Annotated in this window: 20 protein-coding genes and 1 other RNA gene; 18 read left to right on the forward strand and 3 right to left on the reverse strand. The window is 61.6% G+C overall.

Annotated elements, in window-relative coordinates; translation table 11 throughout:
* Nucleotides 1–160: 160 nt before the first annotated feature.
* From rsmI to lpxC, 18 genes are all read left to right on the forward strand, one after another.
* A complete protein-coding gene (rsmI, locus tag BW979_RS08495) occupies nucleotides 161–1,033 on the forward strand; it encodes a 16S rRNA (cytidine(1402)-2'-O)-methyltransferase (RefSeq protein ID WP_076383607.1) in 873 nt (290 codons plus the stop codon).
* 74 nt (nucleotides 1,034–1,107) lie between these two features.
* An RNA gene (gene rnpB, locus BW979_RS08500) (RNase P RNA component class A) lies at nucleotides 1,108–1,461 on the forward strand.
* A 308-nt stretch (nucleotides 1,462–1,769) separates the two neighbouring features.
* Nucleotides 1,770–2,225, forward strand: a complete 456-nt coding sequence (gene mraZ / locus BW979_RS08505; RefSeq protein ID WP_003205355.1) for a division/cell wall cluster transcriptional repressor MraZ — start codon at nucleotides 1,770–1,772, stop codon at nucleotides 2,223–2,225.
* On the forward strand, nucleotides 2,222–3,169 hold the full coding sequence (gene rsmH, locus BW979_RS08510) for a 16S rRNA (cytosine(1402)-N(4))-methyltransferase RsmH (RefSeq protein ID WP_047228811.1): 948 nt from the start codon (nucleotides 2,222–2,224) through the stop codon (nucleotides 3,167–3,169). The genes mraZ and rsmH overlap by 4 nt, the downstream gene beginning before the upstream one ends.
* The gene (gene ftsL / locus BW979_RS08515) at nucleotides 3,166–3,459 is read left to right on the forward strand and encodes a cell division protein FtsL (protein ID WP_047228812.1); all 294 of its coding nucleotides are present in this window, start codon (nucleotides 3,166–3,168) and stop codon (nucleotides 3,457–3,459) included. The genes rsmH and ftsL overlap by 4 nt, the downstream gene beginning before the upstream one ends.
* Entirely contained in the window at nucleotides 3,459–5,198 is a 1,740-nt protein-coding gene (locus BW979_RS08520) for a peptidoglycan D,D-transpeptidase FtsI family protein (RefSeq protein WP_172833814.1), read from the forward strand. Before ftsL ends, BW979_RS08520 begins: the two co-directional genes overlap by 1 nt.
* Nucleotides 5,198–6,661, forward strand: coding sequence for a UDP-N-acetylmuramoyl-L-alanyl-D-glutamate--2,6-diaminopimelate ligase (locus BW979_RS08525; RefSeq protein ID WP_047228814.1), 1,464 nt, complete (start codon nucleotides 5,198–5,200; stop codon nucleotides 6,659–6,661). The genes BW979_RS08520 and BW979_RS08525 overlap by 1 nt, the downstream gene beginning before the upstream one ends.
* Nucleotides 6,654–8,021, forward strand: a complete 1,368-nt coding sequence (locus BW979_RS08530; RefSeq protein WP_076383609.1) for a UDP-N-acetylmuramoyl-tripeptide--D-alanyl-D-alanine ligase — start codon at nucleotides 6,654–6,656, stop codon at nucleotides 8,019–8,021. The genes BW979_RS08525 and BW979_RS08530 overlap by 8 nt, the downstream gene beginning before the upstream one ends.
* A complete protein-coding gene (mraY, locus tag BW979_RS08535; RefSeq protein WP_047228816.1) occupies nucleotides 8,021–9,103 on the forward strand; it encodes a phospho-N-acetylmuramoyl-pentapeptide-transferase in 1,083 nt (360 codons plus the stop codon). The genes BW979_RS08530 and mraY overlap by 1 nt, the downstream gene beginning before the upstream one ends.
* Nucleotides 9,104–9,108: 5 nt before the next feature.
* Nucleotides 9,109–10,455, forward strand: coding sequence for a UDP-N-acetylmuramoyl-L-alanine--D-glutamate ligase (gene murD / locus BW979_RS08540; protein ID WP_076383610.1), 1,347 nt, complete (start codon nucleotides 9,109–9,111; stop codon nucleotides 10,453–10,455).
* Entirely contained in the window at nucleotides 10,452–11,669 is a 1,218-nt protein-coding gene (ftsW, locus tag BW979_RS08545; RefSeq protein ID WP_047228818.1) for a putative lipid II flippase FtsW, read from the forward strand. The genes murD and ftsW overlap by 4 nt, the downstream gene beginning before the upstream one ends.
* Nucleotides 11,659–12,729 carry an undecaprenyldiphospho-muramoylpentapeptide beta-N-acetylglucosaminyltransferase gene (murG, locus tag BW979_RS08550; protein ID WP_076383611.1) on the forward strand — a complete coding sequence of 357 codons (1,071 nt, stop codon included), beginning with the start codon at nucleotides 11,659–11,661 and terminating at the stop codon, nucleotides 12,727–12,729. Before ftsW ends, murG begins: the two co-directional genes overlap by 11 nt.
* The gene (gene murC, locus BW979_RS08555) at nucleotides 12,722–14,182 is read left to right on the forward strand and encodes a UDP-N-acetylmuramate--L-alanine ligase (RefSeq protein ID WP_076383612.1); all 1,461 of its coding nucleotides are present in this window, start codon (nucleotides 12,722–12,724) and stop codon (nucleotides 14,180–14,182) included. Before murG ends, murC begins: the two co-directional genes overlap by 8 nt.
* Nucleotides 14,179–15,144 carry a D-alanine--D-alanine ligase gene (locus tag BW979_RS08560; RefSeq protein WP_076383613.1) on the forward strand — a complete coding sequence of 322 codons (966 nt, stop codon included), beginning with the start codon at nucleotides 14,179–14,181 and terminating at the stop codon, nucleotides 15,142–15,144. The genes murC and BW979_RS08560 overlap by 4 nt, the downstream gene beginning before the upstream one ends.
* A 2-nt stretch (nucleotides 15,145–15,146) precedes the next feature.
* Entirely contained in the window at nucleotides 15,147–16,013 is an 867-nt protein-coding gene (locus tag BW979_RS08565; RefSeq protein ID WP_047228822.1) for a cell division protein FtsQ/DivIB, read from the forward strand.
* A 15-nt stretch (nucleotides 16,014–16,028) separates the two neighbouring features.
* Entirely contained in the window at nucleotides 16,029–17,288 is a 1,260-nt protein-coding gene (ftsA, locus tag BW979_RS08570; protein ID WP_076383614.1) for a cell division protein FtsA, read from the forward strand.
* 100 nt (nucleotides 17,289–17,388) lie between these two features.
* Nucleotides 17,389–18,582: a cell division protein FtsZ gene (gene ftsZ / locus BW979_RS08575; RefSeq protein WP_047228824.1), complete on the forward strand. Its 1,194-nt coding sequence runs from the start codon at nucleotides 17,389–17,391 to the stop codon at nucleotides 18,580–18,582.
* A 112-nt stretch (nucleotides 18,583–18,694) separates the two neighbouring features.
* Nucleotides 18,695–19,606: a UDP-3-O-acyl-N-acetylglucosamine deacetylase gene (gene lpxC / locus BW979_RS08580; RefSeq protein WP_030139673.1), complete on the forward strand. Its 912-nt coding sequence runs from the start codon at nucleotides 18,695–18,697 to the stop codon at nucleotides 19,604–19,606.
* 749 nt (nucleotides 19,607–20,355) lie between these two features.
* Here lpxC and BW979_RS08585 read toward each other — a convergent pair.
* From BW979_RS08585 to BW979_RS08595, 3 genes are all read right to left on the reverse strand, one after another.
* A complete protein-coding gene (locus BW979_RS08585; RefSeq protein ID WP_076383615.1) occupies nucleotides 20,356–21,852 on the reverse strand; it encodes a sensor domain-containing diguanylate cyclase in 1,497 nt (498 codons plus the stop codon).
* Nucleotides 21,853–22,097: 245 nt separating this feature from the next.
* Nucleotides 22,098–23,426 (reverse strand): heavy metal sensor histidine kinase, encoded by a 1,329-nt coding sequence (locus BW979_RS08590; protein WP_231990619.1) that lies wholly within the window; start codon nucleotides 23,424–23,426, stop codon nucleotides 22,098–22,100.
* A 35-nt stretch (nucleotides 23,427–23,461) separates the two neighbouring features.
* Complete coding sequence (locus BW979_RS08595) at nucleotides 23,462–24,133, reverse strand: heavy metal response regulator transcription factor (RefSeq protein WP_076383616.1); 672 nt, start codon at nucleotides 24,131–24,133, stop codon at nucleotides 23,462–23,464.
* Nucleotides 24,134–24,135: the final 2 nt, after the last annotated feature.

Consider the following 24,135-nt stretch of genomic DNA (forward strand, 5'->3'; position numbering starts at 1 on the left):
ACTGGCCGGGGCGCGATGTTAGTGGCGTGAATCGATCAATTTAGGTATTTCAAATGTTGCGGCGCAGCACGGCAGGTCGCCGGACAGCGAGGCGCTGCGGGCAGTCGTGACGCACACTACGCGCTACAATGGCGGTTTTACCGATCATGAGGTGTGCGCTTTGACTGCTCCAGGTGCTTTGAATTCCGCTGCCGGCTCGCTTTATGTGGTGGCGACGCCCATCGGCAACCTGGACGATATCAGTGCCCGGGCGCTGAAAATCCTGCAGGAGGTGGCCCTCATTGCGGCCGAAGATACGCGCCACTCTCAACGCTTGTTGCAACATTTCGGCATTTCAACGCCGTTGGCGGCCTGTCATGAGCACAACGAGCGGGAAGAAGGCAGTCGTTTTATCACTCGTTTGTTGGCGGGCGATAACGTCGCGCTGATTTCCGACGCGGGTACACCGCTGATTTCCGACCCTGGCTATCACCTGGTGCGCCAGGCTCGGGCGGCCGGTATCAGCGTAGTGCCGGTGCCGGGGGCGTGCGCCTTGATCGCAGCCCTTTCGGCGGCGGGCCTGCCGTCGGACCGTTTCATTTTCGAAGGTTTTCTGCCAGCCAAGGCGGTGGGGCGACGGGCGCGCCTGGAGTCTATAAAGGAGGAGCCGCGTACGTTGATCTTTTATGAGGCGCCGCACCGCATCCTTGAATGCCTGCAGGACATGGAGCTGGTGTTTGGTCCGGAGCGCCCGGCGCTGCTCGCCAGGGAGCTGACCAAAACCTTCGAAACCCTCAAGGGGTTGCCGCTGGCGCAGTTGCGCGCCTTCGTCGAAGGCGATAGCAACCAGCAGCGCGGTGAATGCGTCGTGCTGGTGGCGGGCTGGACGGCGCCGGACAATGAAGAGACCGTCAGCAGTGAAGCGATGCGCATCCTGGACCTGCTGCTTGAGGAAATGCCCCTCAAGCGCGCCGCCGCCCTCGCGGCGCAGATTACCGGCGAGCGTAAGAACGTCCTGTATCAGGTTGCGCTGGAAAAACAGAAGGGCCAGTGAAACCGGGGCGCGGCGCTGGCCAAGGGCTTTTAGCGCTTGTTCTTCGGCCGCTCTGCCGTTAACCTTCGCGGCGGAGAGTCGATCGGACAGTCGCTGCCCTCTATGAAAATTAGGGGGGGGAGGAAAGTCCGGGCTCCATAGGGCGAAGTGCCAGGTAATGCCTGGGAGGCGTGAGCCTACGGAAAGTGCCACAGAAAATAACCGCCTAAGCGTTTCGGCGCCGGTAAGGGTGAAAAGGTGCGGTAAGAGCGCACCGCACGGCTGGCAACAGTTCGTGGCTAGGTAAACCCCACTTGGAGCAAGACCAAATAGGGTCCCAAGGCGTGGCCCGCGCTGGGACCGGGTAGGTTGCTAAAGATGTCCAGTGATGGCCATCGTAGACGAATGACTGTTCAAGACAGAACCCGGCTTACAGATCGACTCTCCACCTTTTCCCCTCCTGCCAGAATCGCTGGCAGACGCAATTGCTAAGACCAAAAAAATCTTACTCTTAACAAATCACTTTAACTTCTGAGCGCAGCTTCCTGTGTTCGCTGAAGTTGTGGCGAAAAATCCTACGTCAGATTCCCATCGCCCCTCCAGATACGCTCCTAAATCTCCGATCTATAAGGCTTTTCCTTCACTCCGCGCCTTGACGGTGCGGTGGGCGCATTCCTATAGTGTGCGCAAGTGGCGGAAAGTGGCATGAAGTGGGTTTTTTGAGCGTAAAACGCAAAATTTTTGGAGAAACGCTGACGTGTTTCGCGGAGCTAACGCTATCAGTCTCGATGCAAAGGGCCGTCTCGCCATGCCGAGCCGGTACCGTGACGAGCTCGTTTCGCGTAGTTCCGGGCAGTTAATCGTCACGATCGACGCCGTTGACCCATGTTTGTGTGTTTACCCTCTTGATGAGTGGGAAATCATCGAAACCAAACTGCGCGCACTGCCTTCACTGCGTGAAGAAAACCGCCGCCTGCAACGCTTGCTGATCGGTAACGCCGTCGACCTCGAACTCGACGGCAGCGGTCGTTTCCTGGTTCCGCCGCGCCTGCGCGAATACGCCAAGCTGGACAAGCGCGCGATGCTGGTGGGCCAACTGAACAAGTTCCAACTGTGGGACGAAGATGCCTGGAATGCGGTCTCTGCCGCTGACCTTGCTGCTATTCAACAACCGGGCGCCATGCCTGATGAACTGCGTGATTTGATCCTGTGACTATTGATAGCGGCTTTAACCACATCACCGTACTGCTTGACGAAGCCGTCGAGGCTCTCGCCGTACGTCCTGATGGCTGCTATCTGGATGGCACGTTCGGGCGCGGCGGGCATAGCCGGCTGATCCTCAGCAAGCTCGGTCCGGACGGTCGGCTGCTGGGGTTCGACAAGGATCCTCAGGCGATTGCCACCGGGCAAGCGCTAGCGGCCGAAGACGGCCGCTTTGTCGTTGTGCAGCGCAGCTTTGCGGAGCTGGGATCGGAAGTCGCCCAGCGTGGCCTGGCTGGCAAAGTCAGTGGCGTCTTGCTTGACCTGGGCGTGTCTTCGCCGCAGTTGGACGACCCTGAGCGCGGCTTCAGTTTTCTCAATGATGGCCCGCTGGACATGCGCATGGATCCGTCCCGCGGAATCAGCGCCGCCGAATTCGTCAATACCGCTGCGGTGGAAGAAATCGCCCGTGTTTTCAAGGAATACGGCGAAGAACGTTTTTCCGGTCGCATGGCCCGTGCCGTGGTTGAGCGTCGCGATATCAAACCGTTCGAGCGCACCGGCGACCTGGCCGAAGTGCTCAAAGTCGCCAACCCGGCATGGGAGAAGGGCAAGAACCCGGCTACCCGGGCTTTCCAGGGTTTGCGCATCCACGTCAATAATGAACTGGGTGATCTGGAGGCCGGCCTTGAGGCGGCACTTGAAGCACTTGAGGTCGGCGGGCGACTGGTGGTGATCAGCTTCCATTCCCTGGAAGACCGTATCGTCAAACTGTTCATGCGCAAGCTCACCAAGGGTGAGGCCGATAACCTGCCGCGCAACCTGCCGGTGCGTTTCGAAGCCTTCGTGCCGAAAATCAAGATTCATGGCAAGGCGCAGTTCGCCTCCGAGGCTGAACTCAAGGCCAACCCGCGTGCCCGTAGCGCCGTCATGCGTGTTGCGGAGAAGTTGCGGTGAGCAAGCTCTTCGCCAAGCCCCTGCCTGGCGGCAGCTTTTTCATGCTGCTGTTGTTTATCGGCGTGCTCGTGTCGGCCATCGCCGTGTCCTACAGCGCGCACTGGAACCGGCAGTTGCTCAACACCCTTTACAGCGAACTGAGCGTGCGCGACAAGGCCCAGGCCGAGTGGGGCCGGTTGATCCTGGAGCAGAGCACCTGGACCGCCCATAGCCGCATCGAAGTACTGGCGACCGAACAGCTGAAAATGCGCATTCCCGGGGCTGCCGAAGTGCAGATGGTGGCGCCATGATGAAGCTCGAAGGGGCACTCTTTCCGTGGCGCTTCCGCCTGGTCCTGGGCCTGCTCGGGATCATGGTGGCGGCCATCGTCTGGCGGATCATCGATCTGCAAGTGGTCGACCGTGACTTCCTCAAAGAGCAGGGTGATGCCCGTAGCATGCGGCACATCCCGATCCCGGCTCACCGTGGCCTGATCACCGACCGCAATGGCGAACCGTTGGCTGTGAGCACCCCGGTGACTACCCTGTGGGCAAACGCCAAGGAAATGCAGCAGGCCAAGGAAAAGTGGCCGGCCCTGGCCGTCGCCCTTGGCCAGGACCCCAAGGCCCTGGCCGAACGCCTTGAAGCCCAGGCCAGCAAAGAATTCATCTATCTGGTGCGCGGGTTGACGCCCGAGCAAGGCCAGAGGGTGCTCGACCTGAAAGTGCCGGGCGTCTACGGCATCGAAGAGTTCCGGCGTTTCTACCCGGCCGGTGAAGTGACCGCCCACATGGTCGGCTTTACGGACATCGACGACCGGGGGCGAGAAGGGGTCGAGTTGGCCTACGACGAATGGCTCGCCGGGGTTCCCGGCAAGCGTCAGGTCATCAAGGATCGGCGTGGCAGGCTGATCAAGGATGTCCAGGTCACCAAAAACGCCAAGGCCGGCAAGCCCTTGGCGTTGTCCATTGATCTGCGCCTGCAATATCTGGCCAACCGTGAGCTGCGCAATGCCATCGTCGAGAACGGTGCCAAGGCCGGCAGCCTGGTGATTCTCGACGTGAAGACCGGCGAGATCCTGGCCATGGTCAACCAGCCCACCTATAACCCGAACAATCGCCGCAACCTGCAACCGGCGATGATGCGCAACCGCGCGATGATCGACGTGTTCGAACCGGGCTCGACCATGAAAGCCGTTTCCATGGCGGCGGCTCTGGAAACCGGGCGCTGGAAGCCGGGGGATACGGTCGAGGTGTATCCGGGCACTTTGCAGATCGGCAAGTACACCATTCGGGACGTCTCCAAGACCGAAGGTCCGGTGCTTGACCTGACCGGCATCCTGATCAACTCCAGTAACGTGGGCATGAGCAAGATCGCCTTCGATATCGGTGGGGAAACGATTTACCGTCTTGCCCAGAAAATCGGTCTTGGCCAGGGCACTGGCCTGGGCTTTCCTGGCGAGCGGGTCGGCAATCTGCCGAACTACCGTGAGTGGCGCAAGGCCGAAACGGCCACGTTGTCATACGGCTACGGTGTTTCCGTGACCGCGATCCAGTTGGCCCACGCGTTTTCGGTGCTAGCCAACAACGGCCGCATGACACCGCTGTCATTGATCAAAACCGACAAGGCCCCGGAGGCTACTCAGGTCATTCCGGAGGACGTCGCCAAGACCATGCAAGGCATGCTGCAACAGGTGATCGAAGCGCCGCGTGGGGTGTACCGCGCCCAGGTGCCGGCCTATCACGTGGGCGGCAAGTCGGGTACGGCCCGCAAAACCTCCGCGGGCGTCAAGGGCTATGCCGAGAATTCCTACCGTTCGCTGTTCGCCGGTTTCGGCCCGATGAGCGACCCGCGCTACGCCGTCGTGGTGGTCATCGACGAACCGAGCAAGGCCGGTTATTTCGGGGGGCTGGTTTCGGCACCGGTGTTCAGCAAAGTGATGTCCGGCACCCTGCGCCTGATGAATATCACCCCGGATAACCTGCCGCCGACCCAGCAAGCCAATACCGCGCCGGTCGTACCCTTGAAAGCCGAAGGAGGGCGTGGCTGATGTCCCTGAGCCTGAACAAGATTTTTGCCCATGCCGGCCACGATCTGCTGATTCGCGAATTGGCCCTGGACAGCCGCCATGTGCGCGCCGGGGATCTGTTCCTGGCCGTACCGGGTGCCCGGTTCGACGGTCGCGCTCACATCGCCGACGCCTTGAAGCGCGGCGCGGCTGCCGTGGCTTATGAAGTCGACGGTGCGACCGTGCTACCGATCACTGATGTGCCGCTGATTCCGGTCAAGGGCCTGGCGGCCCAGTTGTCGGACATTGCCGGGCGTTTTTACGGCGACCCGAGTCGTCACTTGAACCTGATTGGCGTGACCGGCACCAACGGCAAGACCAGCGTTTCCCAACTGGTGGCCCAGGCCCTGGATCTGCTGGGTCAGCATTGCGGCATCGTCGGGACCTTGGGTAACGGATTCCACGGCGCGCTGGAGAGTGGCCTGCACACCACGCCGAACCCGATCGCCGTGCAAGCAACCCTGGCCGACCTGAAAAAGGCCGGAGCCAAGGCTGTTGCGATGGAAGTCTCTTCCCATGGCCTGGATCAGGGGCGCGTGACGGCCTTGGCGTTCGACGTCGCGGTATTGACCAACCTGTCGCGCGATCACCTGGATTACCACGGCACCATGCAGGCTTACGGCGAAGCAAAAGCCAGGTTGTTTGCCTGGAATGACTTGAAGTGCCGGGTCCTCAACCTTGACGACGCGTTCGGCCGGCAATTGGCCGCCGATAAGCGCGAGTCCCGGTTGATCACCTACAGCCTGGAAGATGCCAGCGCCTACCTTTATGTACGCCAGGCGCAATTCGATGACGAAGGCGTGCGCGCGACCTTGGTTACACCTCAAGGCGAACACCACCTGCGCAGCACCTTGTTGGGGCGTTTCAACCTGAGCAATGTGTTGGCCGCCGTGGGTGCCTTGCTTGGCCTGGACTACGCCCTGGATGAAATCCTCAAGGTCCTGCCCAAACTCGAAGGGCCGGCCGGACGTATGCAGCGGCTGGGCGGCGGAACGCAACCGTTGGTGGTGGTCGATTACGCCCATACCCCGGATGCGTTGGAAAAAGTCCTGATGGCCCTGCGGCCACACGCCAAGGGCAAGTTGCTGTGCCTGTTCGGCTGCGGCGGCGACCGTGACCGTGGCAAGCGTGCGCTGATGGCCGAAGTGGTGGAGCGCTTGGCCGACGGTGTAGTGGTCACCGACGACAATCCGCGCACCGAAGACCCGTCGCAGATTTTCGACGACATCCGCGCCGGCTTCTCGGCGGTGGATAACGTCACCTTCGTGGCCGGTCGCGGCCAGGCCATTGCCCAGTTGATCGCCGGTGCGTCGGCGGACGACGTCATTGTCCTGGCCGGTAAAGGCCATGAGGACTATCAGGAAATCAACGGCGAACGCCACGCATTTTCCGATTTGGTGGAAGCCGATCATGCCCTGACCGCGTGGGAGGTGGCCCATGCTTAAGGCTTTGAAGCTCAGCGAGCTGACGAATGTCCTGCAGGCGCGGCTGATCGCGGCTGACGCCAGTTTCGATGGGGTGAGCATCGACAGCCGGGCGATTGCCCCGGGGCAGTTGTTCGTTGCCCTGGCCGGGCCGCGTTTTGACGGCCACGATTACCTGAACGATGTGGCCGCCAAAGGTGCGGTCGCGGCGCTGGTCGAGCGGGAAGTGACCAACAGCACGCTGGCGCAATTGCAGGTAAACGACACTCGCCAGGCCCTGGGCCAGCTCGGTGCATTGAACCGCGCCGCATACCGCAACCCGGTCGCGGCCATCACCGGCTCCAGTGGCAAGACCACGGTCAAGGAAATGCTCGCGAGCATCTTGCGCACCCGCGGTCCGGTGTTGGCGACTCGTGGCAATCTTAATAATGACCTGGGTGTACCCCTGACATTGCTGGAACTGGCACCGCAACACAGTGCCGCGGTCATTGAGCTCGGTGCCTCGCGGCTCGGTGAGATCGCCTACACCGTGGGCATGACCAAACCTCACGTGGCCGTGATCAACAACGCCGGGACCGCCCACGTCGGTGAGTTCGGTGGTCCGGACAAAATCGTTGAGGCCAAGGGCGAGATTCTCGAGGGGCTGGATGCCGATGGCGTCGCCGTGCTGAATCTTGACGACAAGGCCTTCGAAATCTGGAAGACCCGGGCGGCTGGGCGCAAGGTCCTGACATTTGCCTTGAGCAATCTGGCGGCGAATTTTTACGCCAGCGACCTGGACCGCGATGCTCGCGGCTGCCCGGCCTTCAACCTGCACAGCCCCGACGGTGCAGAGCGGGTCCAGTTGAACCTGCTTGGCACCCATAACGTCGCCAACGCCCTGGCCGCTGCGGCCGCGGCCCATGCTTTGGGCGTGTCATTGCCGGGCATCGTGGCCGGCTTGAACGCGGTGCAACCGGTCAAGGGGCGTTCCGTTGCGCAATTGGCCAGCAACGGCATGCGCGTGATCGACGACACCTACAACGCCAACCCGACGTCCATGTGCGCCGCGGTCGATATCCTCGCCGGTTTCCCCGGCCGTACCGTGCTGGTGCTGGGAGATATCGGCGAGTTGGGCGAATGGGCGCAACAGGGGCATCACGATGTCGGCGCCTACGCGCGCGGCAAGGTCGATGCACTGTATGCCGTCGGCCCGATGATGGCCCATGCGGTGGCCGCGTTTGGCGAGCACGCACAGCATTTCAGCACTCAGGCCGAGTTGATTCAGGCCCTGAGCGCCGAGCAGGACCCGAACACCACCTTATTGATCAAGGGCTCACGCAGTGCCGCGATGGAAAACATCGTCGCGGCGCTGTGCGGTTCCCGTATGGAGAAACATTAATGCTGCTGCTGCTAGCGGAGTACCTGCAACAGTTCCACAAAGGCTTCGCGGTCTTCCAGTACCTGACCCTGCGCGGGATCCTGGGTGTGCTGACCGCGTTGTCGTTGTCGCTGTTCCTGGGCCCGTGGATGATCCGCACCTTGCAGAACCTGCAAATCGGTCAGTCGGTCCGCAATGACGGCCCGCAATCGCACCTGTCCAAATCCGGTACTCCAACCATGGGCGGCGCGCTGATCCTGTCGTCCATTGGCATCAGTACCGTGCTCTGGGCCGACCTGGCGAACCGGTATGTGTGGGTGGTATTGCTGGTGACCCTGTTGTTCGGCGCCATCGGCTGGGTCGACGACTACCGCAAGGTCATCGAGAAGAACTCCCGGGGGCTGCCGAGCCGCTGGAAGTATTTCTGGCAGTCGGTATTCGGCCTCGGCGCGGCGATCTTCCTTTATATGACCGCAGCCTCCCCGGTGGAAACCACCCTGATTCTGCCGATGCTCAAGGATTACAGTATCCCGCTGGGCGCAGGCTTCATCGTGCTGACCTACCTGGTGATCGTCGGCTCGAGCAACGCGGTCAACCTGACTGATGGCCTCGATGGCCTGGCGATCATGCCGACCGTGATGGTGGGCGGCGCGCTGGGGATCTTCTGCTACCTGTCGGGTAACGTGAAATTCGCTGAATACCTGCTGATCCCTTATGTGCCGGGGGCGGGCGAGCTGATCGTGTTCTGCGGTGCGCTGATCGGTGCCGGCCTGGGTTTCCTGTGGTTCAACACCTACCCGGCGCAGGTCTTCATGGGCGATGTCGGCGCGCTGGCGCTGGGCGCGGCCCTGGGCACCATCGCCGTCATCGTTCGCCAGGAAATCGTCCTGTTCATCATGGGCGGTGTGTTCGTGATGGAGACGCTGTCAGTCGTCATTCAGGTTGCTTCCTTTAAATTGACCGGCCGCCGGGTATTTCGCATGGCGCCGATCCACCACCACTTTGAACTCAAGGGCTGGCCCGAGCCGCGTGTGATTGTCCGTTTCTGGATCATCACCGTGATTCTGGTCCTGGTCGGCCTTGCCACCCTGAAGCTGAGGTAGAACGAGTGTCCCTGATCGCTTCTGACCACTTCCGCATCGTTGTCGGCCTCGGCAAGAGCGGCATGTCCCTGGTTCGCTTCCTGGCGAACCGGGGCGTGTCGTTTGCCGTGGCCGATACGCGGGAAAATCCACCTGAGCTGGCCACGCTGCGTCGTGACTACCCGCAGGTGGACGTGCGTTGTGGCGAGCTGGATGTCGAGTTCCTGTGCCGCGCCGACGAGCTCTACGTGAGCCCCGGCCTTGCGCTGGCAACCCCGGCCTTGCAGGCCGCCGCCGCCCGTGGCGTGAAGTTGTCCGGTGACATCGAGCTGTTCGCCCGTCACGCCAAGGCGCCGATCATCGCCATCAGCGGCTCCAACGCAAAAAGCACCGTCACCACCCTGGTGGGTGAAATGGCTGCGGCGGCCGGTAAGCGGGTTGCCGTGGGTGGCAACCTGGGAACCCCGGCGCTGGATCTGCTCAGTGATGACGTCGAGCTGTACGTGATGGAGTTGTCGAGCTTCCAGCTTGAAACCACCGACCACTTGGGCGCCGAAGTGGCGACCGTGCTCAACATCAGCGAAGACCACATGGACCGCTACAGCGGTCTGCCGGCTTATCACCTGGCCAAGCACCGGATTTTCCGGGGGGCTCGGCAGGTAGTGTTCAACCGTCAGGACGCCCTGACTCGTCCGTTGCTGGGCGAGGGCATGCCATGCTGGTCCTTCGGCCTCGGTGTGCCGGATTTCAAAGGCTTCGGGTTGCGCGAAGAGAATGGCGAGAAATACCTGGCCTTCGAATTCCAGAACCTGATGCCGGTGCGCGAGCTGAAGATCCGCGGTGCCCACAACCAGGCCAATGCCCTGGCGGCGCTGGCCCTGGGACATGCGGTCGGTCTGCCGTTCGACGCCATGCTGTCGGCCCTGCGCACGTTTGCCGGGCTCGAGCACCGCTGCCAGTGGGTTCGCGATCTTGACGGGGTGGCCTGGTACAACGATTCCAAGGCCACCAACGTGGGTGCCGCGCTGGCTGCCATCGAGGGCCTGGGCGCGGACATCGAAGGCAAGCTCGTGCTGATCGCCGGCGGCGACGGCAAGGGTGCCGACTTCAAGGACCTGCGCGATCCGGTTGCGGCCAACTGCCGGGCCGTGGTGCTGATGGGGCGTGACCGCGAATTGATCGCCCAGGCCCTCGGTGACGGCGTGCCGCTGGTTCGCGTCGCTTCGCTGGACGAAGCGGTGCAGCAATGCCGCGCCCTCGCACAGTCGGGCGATGCCGTGCTGTTGTCGCCGGCCTGCGCCAGTTTCGACATGTTCAAGAACTACGAAGAGCGCGGGCAGTTGTTCGCCCGGGCCGTGGAGGGCTTGGCATGAACCTGATGAACATCATCAAGCCATACCCATCCCCGCTGATCACCGGGCGCGGCATCGACCTGGATTTCCCGATGCTCGTCGGTTGCCTGGCGCTGCTGGGCCTGGGCCTGGTGATGATCACTTCCGCATCGTCGGAAGTGGCTGCCGTGCAATCGGGTAACACCCTTTATCACATGATTCGTCACCTGATTTACCTGGTGATCGGTTTGGTCGCGTGCATTGTCACCATGATGGTGCCGATCGCCACCTGGCAACGCCTGGGCTGGATGATGTTGCTCGGTGCCTTTGGTCTGTTGGTGATGGTGCTGTTGCCGGGCATCGGTCGCGAGGTCAACGGTTCGATGCGCTGGATCGGCTTCAGCTTCTTCAACGTACAGCCTTCGGAGATCGCCAAGGTCTTCGTGGTGATCTACCTCGCCGGGTATCTGGTGCGTCGTCAGAAAGAAGTGCGCGAGAGCTGGATGGGATTTTTCAAGCCGTTCATTGTGTTGCTGCCGATGGCCGGCCTGCTGCTGATGGAGCCGGATTTCGGCGCCACGGTGGTGATGATGGGGGCCGCAGCGGCGATGTTGTTCCTCGGCGGTGTCGGGCTGTTTCGCTTCACCCTGATGGTGGCGCTGGCGGTCGGCGCGGTGACGGTGCTGGTGCAAGCGCAACCTTACCGGATGGCGCGTCTGATCACGTTCACCGACCCGTGGGCCGACCAGTTCGGTTCCGGTTATCAATTGACCCAGGCCCTGATCGCCTTCGGTCGCGGCGAATGGCTGGGCGTAGGCCTGGGCAACAGCGTGCAGAAGCAGTTCTATCTGCCCGAAGCCCATACCGACTTCGTGTTCTCGGTATTGGCCGAAGAACTGGGCGTGGTCGGTTCGCTGCTCACCGTCGGGTTGTTCGTCTTCGTCTGTGTGCGCGGCATGTACATCGGTTTGTGGGCCGAGCGGGCCAAGCAGTATTTCGCCGCGTACGTGGCGTATGGCTTGTCGTTCCTGTGGATCGGTCAGTTCCTGATCAACATCGGCGTGAACGTCGGCCTGTTGCCAACCAAAGGCCTGACGCTGCCGTTCCTCAGTTACGGCGGCAGTTCCCTGGTGATTTGCTGTGCCTGTCTGGGCTTGTTGTTGCGCATCGAATGGGAGAGTCGAACCCACCTGGGCAGCGAAGAGATGGAATTCCAGGAGAGCGACTTCGCCGAGGAGCCGACTCATGGGCGCTAACGTGCTGATCATGGCCGGCGGAACCGGGGGGCATGTGTTCCCGGCGCTGGCCTGTGCCCGGGAGTTCCAGGCGCGCGGTTACACCGTGCACTGGCTGGGCACGCCACGGGGCATCGAGAACGAACTGGTGCCCGCCGCCGGCCTGGAACTGCACCGGATCAGCGCCAGCGGCCTGCGGGGCAAAGGCAAGTTGTCGCTGCTCAAGGCGCCGCTGATGCTGCTCAAGTCGATCTGGCAGGCCCGGGCGATCATTCGTCGGTTGCGGCCGGTATGCGTGGTGGGCTTTGGTGGTTATGTGACCGGTCCTGGCGGTGTTGCGGCAAAACTGGCCGGTGTGCCGGTTATCGTTCACGAGCAGAACGCCGTGGCCGGTACCGCCAATCGGTTACTGGTGCCGTTGGCCGCTCGAGTCTGTGAAGCCTTTCCCGACACCTTTACCCTGTCGGGCAGCCGTCGTACCACCGGTAACCCGGTGCGTACCGAGCTGTTCCTCGATACACCGCGCCCGGCCCTGGCCGGACGCAAGGCGCGTTTGCTGATCCTGGGCGGAAGCCTGGGGGCGGAGCCGTTGAACAAATTGCTGCCCGAAGCCTTGTCGCAGGTCGCTCCCGAACTGCGGCCCGAGGTGTTTCACCAGGCCGGCAAAAACCACGATGAAGTCACCGCCGAGCGCTACCGCGCCGCAGGCGTCGAGGCGCAAGTGCAGCCTTTCATCAAAGACATGGCCCAAGCCTATGGCTGGGCCGACCTGGTGGTCTGCCGCGCAGGCGCGTTGACCATCAGCGAACTGGCCGCCGCCGGTCTGCCCTCGATGCTGGTGCCTTTGCCCCACGCCATCGACGACCACCAGACCCGCAACGCCGATTATTTGGCCCGTGAAGGCGCTGCCTTCCTGATGCCGCAAAGAACGACTGGTGCCGCGGATCTTGCCGCGCGCCTGACAGAGGTTTTGATGCAACCGCAAACAATCGAAGACATGGCCCGCGCCGCCCGTCGCCTGGCCAAACCCGACGCCACGGCCCAAGTGGTCGATACCTGCCTGGAGGTGGCCCATGGTTGAGAATCGCAAAGCCATGCCGCAACCGGAAATGCGCCGTATCCGCCGTATCCATTTCGTCGGTATCGGCGGGGTGGGCATGTGCGGGATCGCCGAAGTGTTGCTGAACCTGGGCTATGAGGTTTCCGGTTCCGACCTGAAAGCCTCGCCGGTTACCGAGCGCCTGGAATCCTTTGGCGCGCAGATTTTCATCGGCCACCGTGCCGAGAACGCCGCCAACGCTGATGTGCTGGTGGTCTCCAGCGCCGTGAACACCTCCAACCCGGAAGTCGCCACCGCCCTGGAGCGGCGCATTCCCGTGGTGCCGCGTGCCGAGATGCTGGCCGAACTGATGCGTTATCGCCACGGCATCGCCGTTGCCGGTACCCATGGCAAGACCACCACCACCAGCCTGATCGCCTCGGTGTTCGCTGCCGGTGGCCTGGACCCGACTTTCGTGATCGGCGGTCGTCTGAATGCCGCGGGCACCAATGCCCAGCTGGGCACCAGCCGTTACCTGATCGCCGAAGCCGACGAAAGCGATGCGAGCTTCTTGCACCTGCAGCCGCTGGTGGCCGTGGTCACCAACATCGACGCCGACCACATGGCGACCTACGACGGTGACTTCAACAAACTGAAGAAAACCTTCGTCGAGTTCCTCCACAACCTGCCGTTCTACGGTTTGGCAGTGGTGTGCCTGGACGATCCGGTGGTGCGCGAGATCCTGCCGCTGATCAAGCGCCCGACCGTGACCTACGGTTTTGGCGAAGAAGCCGACGTGCGCGCCATCAACGTGCGCCAGCAGGGCATGCAGACGTTCTTCACGGTGCTGCGCCCTGACCGCGAGCCGCTGGATGTGTCGGTGAACATGCCGGGCAACCACAACGTGCTCAATGCCCTGGCCACCATTTGCATCGCCACCGACGAAGGTGTCAGTGACGAAGTCATTGTCCAGGGCCTGTCCGGGTTCCAGGGCGTGGGACGACGTTTCCAGGTCTACGGCGAACTGCCGGTGGACGGCGGTAACGTGATGCTGGTGGACGACTACGGCCACCACCCGACCGAGGTCGCGGCGGTGATCAAGGCCGTGCGCGGTGGCTGGCCGGAGCGTCGCCTGGTGATGGTCTACCAGCCGCACCGCTACAGCCGTACCCGCGACCTGTACGACGATTTCGTCCAGGTTTTGGCCGACGCCAATGTGCTGCTGCTGATGGAAGTCTATCCGGCCGGCGAGGAGCCGATCCCGGGTGCCGACAGCCGTCAGCTGTGCCACAGCATTCGCCAACGCGGTCAGTTGGACCCGATCTACATCGAGCGCGGCGTGGACCTCGCACCGCTGGTCAAACCGCTGCTGCGCGCTGGCGACATCCTGCTGTGCCAAGGCGCCGGTGACATCGGTGGCCTGGCCCCGAAACTGTTGAAAAGTCCGTTATTCGCCGGGGCAATCGTGGCATCCAGCGAGGGGAAACTGAAATGACTGCTGCCTACGCCAACCTGGTTTCGACCCTGGACCCGAAAGCCTTCGGCCGCGTCGCCGTGCTGTTCGGCGGCAAGAGCGCCGAGCGCGAAGTGTCCCTCAAGTCTGGCAACGCCGTGCTGCAAGCCCTGCAAAGCGCCGGTGTCGACGCGTTCGGCATCGACGTAGGCGACGACTTTTTGCAGCGCCTGCTGAACGAAAAAATCGACCGCGCGTTCATCATTCTCCATGGCCGCGGCGGCGAAGACGGCAGCATGCAGGGCCTGCTCGAATGCCTGGGTATTCCCTACACCGGCAGCGGCATCCTGGCGTCTGCCTTGGCCATGGACAAACTGCGCACCAAGCAGGTCTGGCACAGTCTCGGCATTCCCACGCCCCGTCACGCCGTGCTGGCATCCGAGGCCGATTGTATTTCGGCGGCCACGGAACTGGGCTTCCCTTTGATCGTCAAACCGGCCCATGAAGGTTCAAGTATCGGCATGGCGAAAGTGACTTCGCTGCCTGAGTTGACCGCGGCATGGAAAGACGCCAGTTCCTACGATTCGCAAGTGTTGGTCGAGCAGTGGATCACCGGTCCCGAGTTCACCATCGCCACCCTGCGTGACCAGGTGTTGCCCCCGATTGCCCTGGGCACGCCGCACACGTTCTACGACTACGACGCCAAGTACGTGGCCAATGACACCCAGTACCGCATTCCATGCGGGCTGGACAGCGCCAAGGAAAAACAACTGATGGACCTCACGGCCAAGGCCTGTGAGGCGCTGGGTATTGCCGGTTGGGGCCGGGCGGACGTGATGCAGGACGCCGATGGGCAGTTCTGGTTCCTGGAAGTCAACACCGCCCCGGGCATGACCGATCACAGCCTGGTACCGATGGCGGCCCGTGCCGCCGGCCTGGATTTCCAGCAATTGGTGCTGTCGATCCTGGCCGCCAGTGTCGGCTCTCAAGAGCCAAGAGGTTAAGCATGCAAGGCGCATCGCTTCGTCATCAGCCATCCGCACCCGGTCGCAAGCCGGTGCCGCGGGGTGCCAGCCGAATGGTGGCCAAAGAGCCGATGTCGGCGCGCCTGCCGAAAGCCAACTTCGGTTTTCTCAAGAGTCTGTTCTGGCCGGTGTTGTTGGTGGCGTTGGGGTTCGGTACGTACGAAGGGGCTCAGCGGTTGCTGCCCTATGCGGATCGGCCGATCGCCCGGATCAATGTGCAGGGCGACCTGAGCTACATCAGTCAGCAAGCAGTGCAGCAGCGGATCGCCCCATTCGTGGCGTCGAGCTTCTTCACCATCGACCTGGCGGGCATGCGCAAGGAACTGGAGCAGATGCCCTGGATCGCTCATGCCGAAGTACGGCGGGTATGGCCTGACCAGGTATCGATCCGCCTGGAAGAACAACTGCCCGTGGCCCGCTGGGGTGACGAGTCGCTGTTGAACAACCAGGGTCAGGCGTTCACGCCGCGGGAACTGGCCAACTACGAACATTTGCCACAACTGTTCGGTCCTCAGCGGGCCCAGCAGAAAGTAATGCAGCAGTACCAGGTGTTGAGTCAGATGTTGCGGCCGCTGGGCTTCTCCATCGCGCGCCTGGAGTTGCGTGAGCGCGGCAGCTGGTTCCTGACCACTGGCGCGGGCAGCTCGGGGCCGGGCATCGAGCTGCTGCTCGGGCGCGGCAACCAGGTGGAAAAGATGCGCCGCTTCATTGCCATCTATGACAAGACGCTCAAAGACCAGATTACGAACATCGCGCGCATCGATCTGCGCTACGCCAACGGCCTGGCTGTTGGCTGGCGGGAACCTGTAGCGCCCACGACGGCTGAACCCGCCGTCGCGAAGAATTAAGAAGAGGCAGGACCCATGGCAAACGTGCAAAGCGGAAAAATGATCGTCGGTCTGGATATCGGCACTTCCAAGGTGGTTGCGCTGGTAGGCGAGGTCGCGGACGACGGCACGCTGGTCATCGTCGGGATCGGTACCCACCCGTCCCGTGGCTTGAAAAAAGGCGTGGTGGTGAACATCGAGTCCACCGTGCAATCGATCCAGCGCGCCATTGAAGAAGCGCAGCTGATGGCCGGTTGCCGGATCCACTCGGCGTTCGTCGGTGTGGCAGGTAATCACATCCGCAGCCTGAACTCCCACGGCATCGTGGCGATTCGTGACCGTGAAGTCAGCTCCGCTGACCTTGAGCGCGTGCTCGACGCGGCGCAGGCCGTGGCGATCCCGGCCGACCAGCGTGTGCTGCACACCCTGCCGCAGGATTATGTGATCGATAACCAGGAAGGCGTGCGGGAGCCCCTGGGCATGTCCGGCGTGCGCCTGGAAGCCAAGGTCCACGTGGTGACCTGTGCCGTGAACGCCGCGCAGAACATCGAGAAATGCGTGCGCCGTTGCGGCCTGGAAATCGACGACATCATCCTCGAGCAACTGGCCTCGGCCTACTCGGTACTGACTGACGACGAGAAGGAACTGGGCGTGTGCCTGGTGGACATCGGCGGCGGCACCACCGACATCGCGATCTTCACCGAAGGCGCGATCCGCCACACGGCAGTGATCCCGATTGCCGGTGATCAGGTCACCAACGACATCGCCATGGCCTTGCGCACTCCGACCCAGTACGCCGAAGAAATCAAGATCCGCTACGCCTGCGCCCTGGCGAAACTGGCCGGTGCCGGTGAAACCATCAAAGTGCCAAGCGTTGGCGAACGTCCTCCGCGCGAGTTGTCCCGCCAGGCGTTGGCCGAAGTGGTCGAGCCGCGTTACGACGAGCTGTTCACGCTGATCCAGGCTGAGCTGCGTCGCAGTGGCTACGAAGACCTGATCCCGGCCGGCATCGTGCTGACCGGCGGTACGTCGAAGATGGAAGGCGCGGTCGAACTGGCCGAAGAGATTTTCCACATGCCGGTGCGCCTGGGCGTGCCCCATGGCGTCAAGGGCCTGGATGACGTGGTCCGCAACCCGATTTACTCCACCGGCGTGGGCCTGTTGATGTACGGCCTGCAGAAGCAGTCCGACGGGGTTTCGTTCTCGGGCATCGGCAGCCGCGACAGCTACAACAGCGACGAGCCGAAGGCGCCGCTTTTCGAGCGGCTCCAGGCTTGGGTGAAGGGCAATTTTTAGCAACAGGTTTAAAGCTTCAAGCGACGAGCCTCTGGCTTGGCACTGGAAGATGCAACAAACGCAGTAGGCGAAAAAACTAGAGAATGAAAGGAGAGGGAAAATGTTCGAACTCGTAGACAACATCCCCGCTAGCCCGGTTATCAAGGTAATCGGTGTCGGCGGTGGCGGCGGCAACGCTGTCAACCACATGGTCAAGAGCAACATCGAAGGCGTCGAATTCATTTGCGCCAACACTGATGCTCAAGCGCTGAAAAACATCGGCGCGCGAACCATCCTTCAACTGGGTACCGGCGTGACCAAGGGCCTGGGTGCCGGCGCCAATCCCGAGGTTGGCCGTCAGGCTGCCCTGGAAGACCGCGAGCGCATCGCTGAAGTCCTGGCTGGCACCAACATGGTGTTCATCACCACTGGCATGGGCGGCGGTACCGGTACCGGTGCGGCGCCGATCATCGCCGAAGTAGCCAAGGAAATGGGCATCCTCACCGTTGCGGTGGTGACCCGTCCGTTCCCGTTCGAAGGCCGCAAGCGCATGCAGATTGCCGATGAGGGCATCCGCGCGCTGAGCGAAAGCGTCGACTCGTTGATCACCATTCCCAACGAGAAGCTGCTGACCATCCTGGGTAAGGACGCAAGCCTGCTGTCGGCTTTCGCCAAGGCCGATGACGTACTGGCCGGTGCCGTTCGCGGTATCTCCGACATCATCAAGCGTCCAGGCATGATCAACGTCGACTTCGCCGACGTACGCACCGTGATGTCCGAAATGGGCATGGCGATGATGGGCACTGGCTGCGCCAGCGGTCCGAACCGTGCTCGCGAAGCCACCGAAGCGGCTATCCGCAACCCGTTGCTCGAAGACGTCAACCTGCAGGGCGCCCGTGGCATCCTGGTGAACATCACCGCCGGTCCGGACCTGTCCCTGGGCGAGTACTCCGACGTGGGTAGCATCATCGAAGCGTTCGCTTCCGACCACGCCATGGTCAAGGTCGGCACCGTGATCGATCCTGACATGCGTGACGAGCTGCACGTGACCGTGGTTGCCACTGGCCTGGGCGCGAAAATCGAGAAACCGATGAAGGTGATCGATAACACCGTTCAGACCTCCCTGGCATCGCAGCCGCAGCAACAAGCAGCCGCTCGTCAGGAACAACCCGCGGTGAACTACCGTGACCTGGACCGTCCGACCGTCATGCGCAACCAGGCTCAGGCCGGTGCTGCGACTGCCGCGAAGATGAATCCGCAAGACGATCTGGATTACCTGGACATCCCGGCATTCCTGCGTCGTCAGGCCGATTGATGAAATGTATCAGGGGGATACGGGTGATTGGTGTTCAGCAAAGGTCTGGTCTGCTATTATCGCCAGCCTTTGTTGATACCAGTTCGCAATTTGCGCTGAAGCGGCCCATGCCATGATTAAACAACGCACCCTGAAGAATATTATCCGTGCCACAGGTGTCGGCTTGCACTCCGGTGAGAAGGTCTACCTGACCCTCAAGCCCGCGCCTGTCGATACTGGCATCGTGTTTTGTCGTGCCGACCTCGACCCTGTGGTGCAGATCCCTGCTCGCGCGGAAAACGTTGGTGAAACCACTATGTCGACCACACTGGTCAACGGTGACACCAAAGTGGATACGGTGGAGCATTTGCTCTCGGCCATGGCTGGCCTGGGCATCGATAACGCCTACGTCGAGCTCTCCGCGTCCGAAGTCCCGATCATGGATGGCAGTGCCGGACCCTTCGTATTCCTGATTCAATCGGCTGGCCTGGAAGAGCAGGACGCAGCCAAGAAGTTCATCCGTATCCTGCGGGAAGTGACAGTGGAAGACGGCGACAAACGCGCCACTTTCGTGCCTTTCGAAGGTTTCAAGGTGAGCTTCGAGATCGATTTCGATCACCCGGTTTTCCGTGACCGCACCCAGAGTGCAAGCGTGGACTTTTCCAGCACTTCGTTCGTAAAAGAAGTCAGCCGCGCCCGTACCTTTGGTTTCATGAGTGACATCGAGTACCTGCGCAAGCACAACCTCGCACTCGGCGGCAGTGTTGAAAACGCGATCGTGGTTGATTCCGATGGTGTGTTGAACGAGGACGGCCTTCGTTATGAGGACGAATTCGTCAAGCACAAGATTCTCGATGCAATCGGCGACCTCTACCTGCTGGGCAATAGCCTGATTGGTGAGTTCAAAGGCTTCAAGTCCGGCCACGCGCTGAACAACCAGCTGCTGCGCAAGTTGATTGAGCAGAAAGATGCTTGGGAAGTCGTGACGTTCGAAGACGCCAGCACCGCACCAATCTCTTACATGCGCCCTGTAGCGGCCGTGTAAGCATAAAAACCTCTCTAGTTTTTAAAGGCTGCCTTCGGGTGGCCTTTTTTTATGGCTGCTTTCTGGGACGTTTGTGGCAATAGGGGTAATGCTGTTTTTTGAGTTGAGTTGAGTTGAGTTGGGGTACATATCCGTTTCTGCGGTAATGGCCACTGGCGGTTCCGCCCTTACGGCGGGTCACTTTCGAAAAGCGCGAAAGTAACCAAAGCGCTCATGCCCCACCACTAGGTGCCTCGCTTAGGCTCGGCATGCCCTCACTCCGGCATTGCTCCGTGGGCCCGCCGCGTAGGACCATCCATGGTCCAGCGCGGCTATCCCGGCATCCATGCCGGGATGCCCACTCCACAATGCCTGCGTTCGGCCAGCGTGGTTAACGGGGCGCCGAGATCAACGTCCACCGCGAGGCGGCCTGACAGCCGGCCTGGTTCTTTCGGTCGTACACCTGTCAGATCTGTGGGAGCAAAGCTTGCTCGCGAAGGCGGCCTGACAGCCGGCCTATTTCTTGTGGTAGTACTCCGATCCAATTGTGGGAGCGAGCCTGCTCGCGAAGAGGCCGGCACATTCAACATCCTCATTGACTGAACCACCGTCATCGTGAGCAGGCTCGCTCCCACAGGATGAACGCGGTCATCAAAAAACAGGTCGGCTGTCAGGCCGCCTCGCGGAGGACGTTGATCTCGGCGCCCCGTTACCGCAGCAATGGATACACACCTACCCAAATCGGTCGAATAGCCACATGGAAGGGGCCATTACATCGCACAAACCACACGATTGCGCCCACTGGCCTTGGCCTGGTATAGCGCCTTGTCAGCAGCGAACATGAGCTGCTCGAGTTCGCCATAAGGTCCTTGGGCCCAGGTGGCAATGCCAATGCTGACGGTCATGGGGGCTGCGCCGGTAATGAAGGGGGGCAACTGTTCCACCGCTTCGCGAATGTTCTGGGCCATGGTAAAGGCTCCGGCGGTGGTGGTTTCCGGCAGTACCACCGCGAACTCCTCACCGCCGTAGCGCGCTGCCAGGTCGGCCGGTCGGCGGACATGCCTGCCGATCAGATGCGCAAGGGTGCGCAAGGCCTCATCACCACTTGGGTGGCCGTGGCGATCGTTGAATGCCTTGAAGTGATCGGCATCGATCATCATGACTGACAGCGGTTGGCCCGAACGCTGGGCCCGCAGCCATTCCTGTTGTAGCGTTTCGTCCAGAGTCCGGCGGTTGGCCAGGCCCGTCAGCGAGTCGATGGACGCCAGTTGCGCCAGTTCCCGTTCAGCATGGTGGCGCCGCCTAAGTTCATGACGCAGCAGCCAGGTGAGCCAGAGCAAACCGATGCACAATGCCCCCGTAGCACCGCTGACCAGCAGCGCCGTGCGTTTCCAGGAGGCGAAGACTTCATCGGAGGAGAGCGCTACCACCACTATCAAAGGCAGGTCGCCCACTTGGGAGAAGGTGTACAGGCGCGGCTTCTGGTCCTGACCGGATACGCTGGTGAAGCTGCCGTTGCCTTCGCGCAGGATGCGCATGAAGTTCGGGCGGTTGCTGAAATCCTTGCCAATCAGGTCCTCGGCCAGGGGCGGCTCCTGGGCCAACAGAAAGCCTTCGCTGCTCACCAGATTGACTGTGCCGCCATGACCGATGTTCAGGCTCTTGAACAATTGGTTGAAATAGTTCAAGCGCATCGCGGCTTCCGCCACGCCCAGGAACTCCCCTTGTTCGTCGTTTAGTCTGTAGCTGAAACTGATACGCCAGTCCTGCGCGGCACTTCTGGAGCGAAACGGGCGACTGATCATCATGCCCGGGCTCGGGTTCTGGACATGGGACTGGAAATATTCCCGGTCGGCGTAGTTGCCCTTTCGTGGCTCGATCGAGGCGGAGTCGGCGACTACATTGCCGCGCTTGTCGAGCAGCAGGATGTCGCCTTTATAGGGGGCGGCGGTGGCACGGTCGAAGAGGGCCAAGTGGCGAATCGTCGGCGAAACGTCTTTCAGGTCGTTGCGTTGGGCGGCGGCGACCAAACCTTGTAGCGACAGATCGTAGAGCTCCACGTTGCGCAGCACGTCGGCATCAATCAGTTGCACGATATTGGTCGCCGAACGTGTCGCGGCCTGTTGGGCAGCGGCGTATTCGCGGATCAGCAGGAAGGTCACGATGCTCAGGATGGCAATGACAACCAACGAACTGGCCAGTACGAGTACCCGTTCCGAGCGTATCGAAAACGGGGTATTGCCGGGTGTCGCACTGCTCGCGCTCATGGTTCCGATGTCTGCATTTGTCATGTGGCTGGGATCCGTCCCAAAGGGTTGCATAACCGGCAATGCACCAGATGCTGGCCTTTTGCTGATTGTGCTTGGATCGGTGAGAGCGGGCAATCAGTGTTCGCGCAATAACGCGTGAGCGCTGCCGAAGGCGGAGATCTTTTTACTTTGCTTGATATGGCTTTCATCCAGCATTCAATCGCCTGGAATTCATCCCAATACGATCTAAACAGCGTGGGGTGTCAGGCCGGCAAGCGGATCCCGAAGGTATTCACGCCCCGGTCACTGCGCACGAAGACATCCCCGCCGTGCATCAGCGCAATCGCCTTGACGATGGCCAGCCCCAACCCGTGGTTGGCGCCACTGTTGCTGCGGGAGGCATCTACCCGGTAGAACCGTTCGAACAGGCGTGGCAGGTGTTCATCGGCAATCGGTTCGCCGGGGTTGGTGACGGCGAGGGTGATCTGGTCGCCCAGGGCCTCGATGCGCACATTGATCACTTGCCCCGGGGCGGTGTGTCGCACCGCGTTGCTCAGCAGGTTGATCAGTGCGCGGCGCAGGTGGGCGATCTCGATGTTGGCCTGGGCGTCACCGCTGACCCTGACCTGGACCTGGGCGTCTTCAAGGATGAAGTCCAGGTAGTCGAGGGTGGTCGCCACTTCGCCGGCCAGGGAGGTGCTGGTGAGTTTGGTGGCTTTGTTGCCCTGGTCGGCGCTGGCGAGGAACAGCATGTCGTTGATGATCGAGCGCAGTCGCTCCAGCTCTTCGAGATTCGATTGCAGCACCTCGAAGTAATGTTCGGCCGAGCGCCCACGGGTCAGCGCCACCTGGGTCTGGCCGATCAGGTTGGTCAGGGGCGAGCGCAGTTCATGGGCGACGTCGGCGTTGAACGACTCCAGTCGCGAGTACGCCTGTTCGACCCGGTCGAGGGTGGCGTTGAAGGAACTGACGAATTGACTGAGCTCCGGCGCCAACGGTGACATCTGCAAGCGCCCGGACAAGCGCGGTGGTGTCAGGCGTCTGGCCTCATCGGACAGTTTGATCAGCGGCTTGAGGCCGATACGCGCTACCCAGTAGCCCAGCAAGGAGGCCAGGATCACCCCGACAATCGCCAGGCTCACCAGTGCCACCAGCAAATAGTGTTGGGTCTGGTAGAACGTCTGGGTGTCGATGCCGATCATGAAGCGCAGCGGCGGACGCTGTTCCTTGGCCGGAAATTGGCTGACGAGCACTTTCATCGGGTATTGCTGCGCCGCCAGCTTCAGGTCGCGCTTGCCCAGCGAACCTTCGGCGAAGGCACGAATCTGTGGATCGGGGTTGCCATATTCAAAGCGCGGGTCGCCACTGACGATCCAGAAGTGGATGCGTTTGTCTTCCTCTCCCAGCAGGCGCAACTTGTTATTGATCTTCACCCAATGCTCGGGTGTGCCGTAGCGGCCGACCATGGATTCGAGCACGCTGTAGCGCGCATCGAGTTCGGCTTCCGGCAACAGACCCAGACCCTTTTCGACTTGCTGGTACAAGGCCCCGCCGATCAACAGGAACACCAATGCCGCCACCAGCGTGAACATGCCGCTCAGGCGCAGGGCGATACTGTCAGGCAAAGTCACTCTCTGCTCTCCAGCACATAACCCATTCCACGAATCGTGTGCAGCAGTTTCTGTTCGAACGGCCCGTCGAGCTTGGCACGCAAGCGTTTGATGGCCACTTCCACCACATTGGCGTCGCTGTCGAAGTTGATGTCCCAGACCATTTCGGCAATGGCGGTTTTCGACAGTATTTCGCCCTGGCGACGTGCCAGGACGCTGAGCAGCGAGAACTCCTTGGCCGTCAGGTCCAGGCGTTGGCCTGCTCGGGTGGCCTTGCGGCTGATCAGGTCGATCCACAGGTCGGCGATGCTGACCTGCACCGGTTCATGACTGCCGCTGCGGCGGGTCAGGGCTTGCAGGCGGGCCACCAGCTCCAGGAAGGAGAACGGCTTGCCCAGGTAATCATCGGCGCCGTCTCGCAAGCCCTTGATGCGATCTTCGACCCGTTCACGGGCGGTGAGCATGATCACCGGGGTCTGTTTGCGGGCGCGCAGGGCCCGCAGGACGCCGAAGCCGTCCAGGCCTGGCAGCATGACGTCCAGCACGATCACCGCGTAATCGCTTTCCAGCGCCAGGTGCAGCCCCTCGACGCCGTCCGGCGCCACATCCACGGTGTAGCCCTGTTCGGTCAGGCCGCGATGCAGATAGTCCGCGGTTTTTTCTTCGTCTTCGATGATCAGAACGCGCATGG

It is taken from the genome of Pseudomonas sp. A214 (assembly GCF_900156295.1).
GTDB classification, from domain to species: Bacteria; Pseudomonadota; Gammaproteobacteria; order Pseudomonadales; family Pseudomonadaceae; genus Aquipseudomonas; species Aquipseudomonas rhizophila.